This is a genomic window from Saccharopolyspora sp. NPDC050389 (assembly GCF_040655595.1).
Classification (GTDB): Bacteria; Actinomycetota; Actinomycetes; order Mycobacteriales; family Pseudonocardiaceae; genus Saccharopolyspora.
The window spans coordinates 1-5,948 of sequence record NZ_JBFAKG010000070.1 but is presented as its reverse complement, the minus strand read 5'-3'; the positions used below and the strand labels follow the sequence as shown (position 1 = coordinate 5,948).

Genomic DNA, 5,948 nt, shown 5'->3' with positions numbered 1-5,948 from the left:
GCCGTGAGTCTTTTGGGCGGCCCTGGCAGCCCAAAAGACTCACGGCCCCGCGCCTCAGCGCTGGATGGACTTGGTTTCGAGGAACTCCTCGATGCCGTGGCGGCCGAATTCGCGGCCGTTGCCGGACTGCTTGTAGCCGCCGAACGGGGCGTTGGGGTTGAAGCGGCCGCCGTTGACGTCGATCTGACCCGCCCGCAGCCGACGGGCCACCGCCAGGGCCCGCTCCTCCGAACCGAACACCGCGCCCGCCAGGCCGTAGTCGGTGTCGTTGGCGATCCGCACGGCCTCGTCCTCGTCCCGGTACGGCAGGATCGACAGCACCGGGCCGAAGATCTCCTCCTGCGCGATGGTCATCTCCGGCGTCACCCCGGCGAACACCGTCGGCCGCACGAAGAAGCCCTTCTCCAGGCCCTCCGGCCGCTCCGGCCCGCCGGCGACCAGCTTCGCGCCTTCCTCGATGCCCTTGCGGATGTAGTCCACGACGCGGTCCCGCTGCGCCTCCGACACCATCGGCCCGATCCGGGTGGACTCGTCGGCGGGATCGCCGACGGTGTACTTCGCCGCCGCCGCGACGGCCAGCTCCGCCGCCTCCGCCAGCCGCGACTCCGGCACCAGCATTCGGCTCAGCGCGTTGCAGCTCTGGCCGCCGTTCGGGAAGCAGCCCGCGACGCCGAGCTTCACCGCCTTGGTCAGGTCGGCGTCGTCGAGCACCACGTTCGCCGACTTGCCGCCGAGTTCCAGCGCGACCCGCTTCACCGTCTGCGCGGCCACCTCCGACACGCGCCGACCCGCCCGGGTGGAGCCGGTGAACGACACCATGTCGACGCCCGGGTGCGCCGCCAGCGCCTCGCCCACCACCGGCCCGGTGCCGTGCACCAGGTTGAAAACGCCCGCCGGCACGCCCGCGGCCGCCACGATCTCGGCGAAGATCGCGGCCGTCAGCGGCGCCACCTCGCTGGGCTTGAGCACCACCGTGCAGCCCACCGCCAGCGCGGGCACCACCTTGGCGACGATCTGGTGCAGCGGGTAGTTCCACGGCGTGATCGCGGCGACCACGCCGATCGGCTCCCGCACGATCAGCGAGTTGCCGACCTCCTCGGTCCAGGCGAAGCCGTTCTCGAGCACGTCGGCGATCCCGGCCGAGGTCGCCACCGGGACGCTCGCGTGCACCTGGGTGGCGAACTTGATCGGCGAGCCCATCTCGGCGGTCACCGTCGCGGCGATCTCATCGCGGCGCTCGGCGATTCCCGCGGAGATCCGCCGAGCCACCGCGATGCGCTCCGCGAGCGGCGTGCCGGCCCAGCCGTCGAACGCGGCCCGGGCCGCAGCCACCGCGTCGTCCACATCGGAGGGTGTGCCGGCCGGTACCGAGCCGATCACCTTCTCGGTGGCCGGGTTCAGCACCTCGATCCGCGCCTCGCCGCCCTCGACCTGAGCACCGCCGATGATGTGGCCGGTGTGCGCCATGAAGCCTCCCTGATCCGACACAGCAGACATCACAGCGAGCCTGTCACAACCAGCCACACCCGTGAACCCGCGAACGGCCGGTGGTCAGTCGAACCTGGGCGACTCAGTGCGGGTTCGCTTGAGCTCGAAGAAGTACGGGTAGCTGGCCAGCGCGAGCGCGCCGTCGAACAGCTTCGCCGCTTCCTCACCGCGCGGGATGCGGGTGATCACCGGGCCGAAGAACGCCACGCCGTCGACGTGGATCGTCGGGGTGCCGACCTCGTCGCCCACCGGGTCCATGCCCGCGTGGTGGCTGGCGCGCAGTTCCTCGTCGTACTCGGTGCTGCTGGCCGCCTCGGCCAGCGACGCGGGCAGACCGACCTCCGCCAGCGCCTCGCCGATCACCTGGTCGAAGTCTTTCTTGCCCTCGTCGTGCAGCCGGGTGCCGAGCGCGGTGTAGAGCGGAGACAGCACCTCGTCACCGTGATGCTTGGCCGCGGCGATGGCCACCCGCACCGGGCCCCACGCCGTGTCCAGCAGCTCCCGGTACTCCTCCGGCAGGTCGCGCCCCTCGTTGAGCACCGACAGGCTCATCACGCGGAAGTTCAGGTCGATGTCGCGAACCTTGGCGACCTCCAGGATCCAGCGCGAGGACACCCACGCGAACGGGCACACCGGGTCGAAGTAGAAGTCGACCCTGGGTCGGGCAGCGGCGCTCATCAAGCCTCCATCGTTCGAGAAGTAGCCCGCGGACGCGTTCCAGCGCGTCCCGTCATGGGTACCAACCCCGGTAGAGCCGTTTGTCTTCCCGCCCGAACCGACACGCCGACGGCGAAGCCTGCCCGCCCGGCGGCACGCCCGCACGCGGACGTGATTTGATGCCTGCGCCAGGTACGCCAGGCGTGCCTGACCTGACTAGTCCCCGACGAGCAACGAGGTGATCCGTGGCCCCGCCGAACCTCACCCGCGAACAGGCCGAGCAGCGCGCGGCCCTGCTGGAGGTCCAGTCGTACGTGGTCGAACTGGATCTCACTGCCGGCGCGGGTGGGCCGGACGTGGAGACGTTCGGTTCCACCACAACGGTGCGGTTCCGCAGCAAGCAGGCGGGCGCCGACAGCTGGATCGACCTGGTGGCCGACCGGGTGCACAGCGCCGTCCTCAACGGAGTCGAGCTCGACGTCTCCGACTACGACGAGTCCACCGGCATCCGGCTGCCGAACCTGGCCGCCGACAACGAGCTCGTGGTGCGCGCCGACTGCGCCTACACCAACACCGGCGAGGGCCTGCACCGCTTCATCGACCCGGTCGACGGCGGCGTGTACCTCTACAGCCAGTTCGAAACCGCCGACGCGAAGCGGATGTTCACCTGCTTCGACCAGCCCGACCTGAAGGCCACCTACCAGATCTCGGTGGACGCCCCGGAGTCGTGGAAGGTCATCTCCAACGCCACCGCCGAGGTCACCGACTCGGCGAACGGCAAGCGGCACGAATTCGCCACCACCAAGCCGATGTCGACCTACCTGGTGGCGCTGGTGGCCGGGCCGTACGCCGAGTGGCGCGACGTCTTCCCCGGCGGAGACGGCCAGGACGAGATCCCGCTGGGCATCTACTGCCGCGCCTCGCTGGCCGAGCACCTCGACGCGGAGCGGTTGTTCACCGAGACCAAGCAGGGTTTCGGCTTCTTCCACAAGGCGTTCGGGGTGCCCTACCCGTTCGGCAAGTACGACCAGTGCTTCGTGCCGGAGTTCAACGCGGGCGCGATGGAGAACGCCGGCTGCGTGACGTTCCTGGAGGACTACGTCTTCCGGTCGAAGGTCACCGGCTACCTCTACGAGCGGCGCTGCGAGACGGTGCTGCACGAGATGGCGCACATGTGGTTCGGCGACCTGGTGACCATGCGCTGGTGGGACGACCTGTGGCTCAACGAGTCGTTCGCGACCTGGGCCAGCGTCCTCGCGCAGGTCGGCGCGACCCAGTACGACCACGCCTGGACGACGTTCGCCAGCGTGGAGAAGTCCTGGGCGTACCGGCAGGACCAGCTGCCGTCCACCCACCCGGTGGCCGCCGACATCCAGGACCTGCAGGCCGTGGAGGTCAACTTCGACGGCATCACCTACGCCAAGGGCGCCTCGGTCCTCAAGCAGCTGGTCGCCTACGTGGGCCTGGACAACTTCCTGGCCGGGCTGCGGGTCTACTTCAACCGGCATGCCTGGGGCAACGCGACGCTCAACGACCTGTTGCGCGCGCTAGAGGAGGCCTCCGGTCGTGACCTGTCGTGGTGGAGCGAGCAGTGGCTGGAGACCACCGGCCTGAACATGCTGCGGCCGCGGTTCGCGACCGACGACGAGGGCCGGTTCACCTCGTTCGAGGTCGTGCAGAACGGCGCCCGGCCCGGCGCGGGCGAGCTGCGCACGCACCGGCTGGCGATCGGCATCTATGACGACGAGGGCGGCAAGCTGGTGCGCAAGCACCGCGTCGAGCTCGACGTCACGGGCGAGCGCACCGAGGTACCCGACCTGGTCGGCGTGCACCGGGGCAAGCTCGTGCTGGTCAACGACGACGACCTGACCTACTGCTCGCTGCGCTTCGACCCGGAGTCGCTGGCCTCGCTGATCGACCGGATCGGCGACATCGACGAGTCGCTGCCGCGGGCGCTGTGCTGGTCCACCGCCTGGGAGATGACCCGCGAGGCGGAGCTGAAGGCGCGCGACTTCGTGACGCTGGTGCTGGGCGCGTCCGCGGACGGCGGCATCGGCGCCGAGAGCGAGATCGGCGTGGTACAGCGGGTGCTACTGCAAACCCAGACCGCACTCGCGTCCTATGTGGACCCGTCGTGGCAGCCCGAGGGCTGGCGGCGGTTCACCGGCCGGCTCTTCGAGCTCGCCCGCGCGGCCGAGCCCGGCTCGGACCACCAGCTCGCGTTCGTCAACTCGCTGGCCGGCTCGGTGCTCTCCGCCGAGCAGGTCGCCGAGCTGCGCGGCTGGCTGGACGGCTCGGCGCCGCTGCCCGGGCTGACCGTCGACACGGACCTGCGCTGGCAGCTGCTGCAGGCGCTGGTCGCGCACGGCGGGGCCGGTGAGTCCGAGATCGACGCGGAGCTGGAGAAGGACCAGACGGCGACGGGCCGGCGGCGCGCGGAGCGGGCGCGGGCGCTGATCCCGACGCCGGAGTCCAAGGAGAAGGCCTGGCAGCGTGCGGTGCACGACGACCAGCTGCCGAACGCGGTCAGCGATTCGATCATCGCGGGCTTCCAGCACCCGGCCCAGCGCGAGCTGCTGGTGCCGTACGTGCGGCGCTACTTCGACGAGATCGACGAGGTCTGGCAGCGCCGCTCCAGCGAGCGGGCCCAGCCGACGGTGATCGGCCTGTTCCCGTCGTGGGCGGTCACCGACGACACGGTCGCGGCCGCGGACGCCTGGCTGGCCGGCGAGCACCCGTCGGCGCTGCGCCGCCTGGTCTCGGAGGGCCGCGCGGGCATCGTGCGCGCCCTGGCGGCCCGGGAGTTCGACCGCTCCTGAGCTGATCGATGAGGGGCACCTGCGACCGGCAACGGGATCGCAGGTGCCCCTTTTCGCGTTGCGGAGCCTCCGATTCGGGTGAACACGAATCGTGTCGGCGCGGACACGGCGAGTAAGATTTCGTTGATCTGCCCGACGTGAGGGGGCGTCGATGCCCGAGCTGATCACCGCCATCGCGCAGCTGCTGTGGCCGTTGATCGCGCTGCTGGCGATCGTGGTGTTCCGGCGCGCCATCGGGCGGGTGCTGCGCACCGCCGAGAAGCGGGAGCTGGAGTTCGAGATCGGCGGTCAGAAGCTGACCATGCACGAGCTCAACGATCAGCAGACCGAGATGATCCAGGACCTGCAACGGCAGCTGAGCATGCTCAGCAAGGAGCTGCCGGAACGCGACCGGATCGGCATCCCGGCGGAAACCCCGAAGCCGCTCCCGGTTCCGGCGCTGCCCGAGGCGCCCGAGATCTCGGGCAACGGCGACGGCCATGCGGACGCCGAGGACGAAGACGAGATGCCGCCGGTGCATGCGCCGGTCGGTTCGGAGCCGCTCGCGGTGCTGTGGGTCGCGGAGAAGCCGGAGGCGCACGCGATCCTGGCGGAGCAGCTCAGGGACAACGGCGTGCGGGTGACCATGACGACGAGCAACGATGCGGCGCTGGCGGAGCTCTCGCAGCGCCAGTACCGGCTGATCGTGGAGGACATGGGCCGCAAGGAGAACGGCCGGTGGCGGCCCGACGCGGGACTGGCGCTGCTGCGCGAACTGCGCGACCTGGGCGTGGACACCCCGGTGATCGTGTTCAGCAGCCAGCGGGCCCAGCAGCAGTACGGCGAACAAGCGCGGCAGCTGGGCGCGGTCGGCACGACGTCGTCGGCCTACGAGATGTTCCAGAACCTCCAGAGCTTCGACCTGCTCTGAGGCTTCGGCAGACAACGGGGCCGTGAGTCTTTTTGGGTGGGTTTAAAAAACAAAAAAAAAAAGACCCCCACACA

Annotated in this window: 4 protein-coding genes; 2 read left to right on the top strand and 2 right to left on the bottom strand. The window is 70.0% G+C overall.

Going from position 1 to position 5,948, the window contains the following annotated elements:
• Positions 1-54 precede the first annotated feature (54 nt).
• Entirely contained in the window at positions 55-1,467 is a 1,413-nt protein-coding gene (locus AB0I53_RS34670; RefSeq protein WP_358612661.1) for an aldehyde dehydrogenase family protein, read from the bottom strand.
• 84 nt (positions 1,468-1,551) lie between these two features.
• On the bottom strand, positions 1,552-2,166 hold the full coding sequence (locus AB0I53_RS34665; protein WP_358612659.1) for a DsbA family protein: 615 nt from the start codon (positions 2,164-2,166) through the stop codon (positions 1,552-1,554).
• Positions 2,167-2,390: 224 nt separating this feature from the next.
• Between AB0I53_RS34665 and pepN the strand changes: the two genes are divergently transcribed.
• Together pepN and AB0I53_RS34655 are read left to right on the top strand one after the other, a co-directional pair.
• Positions 2,391-4,964 carry an aminopeptidase N gene (gene pepN / locus AB0I53_RS34660; RefSeq protein ID WP_358612657.1) on the top strand — a complete coding sequence of 858 codons (2,574 nt, stop codon included), beginning with the start codon at positions 2,391-2,393 and terminating at the stop codon, positions 4,962-4,964.
• Positions 4,965-5,115: 151 nt separating this feature from the next.
• Positions 5,116-5,874 carry a response regulator gene (locus tag AB0I53_RS34655; RefSeq protein WP_358612655.1) on the top strand — a complete coding sequence of 253 codons (759 nt, stop codon included), beginning with the start codon at positions 5,116-5,118 and terminating at the stop codon, positions 5,872-5,874.
• Positions 5,875-5,948 lie beyond the last annotated feature (74 nt).

Coding starts and splice junctions, on each gene's coding strand:
- AB0I53_RS34670 (WP_358612661.1), bottom strand. CDS start 1,467: ATGGCGCACACCGGCCACATCATCGGCGGTGCTCAGGTCGAGGGCGGC.
- AB0I53_RS34665 (WP_358612659.1), bottom strand. CDS start 2,166: ATGAGCGCCGCTGCCCGACCCAGGGTCGACTTCTACTTCGACCCGGTG.
- AB0I53_RS34655 (WP_358612655.1), top strand. CDS start 5,116: ATGCCCGAGCTGATCACCGCCATCGCGCAGCTGCTGTGGCCGTTGATC.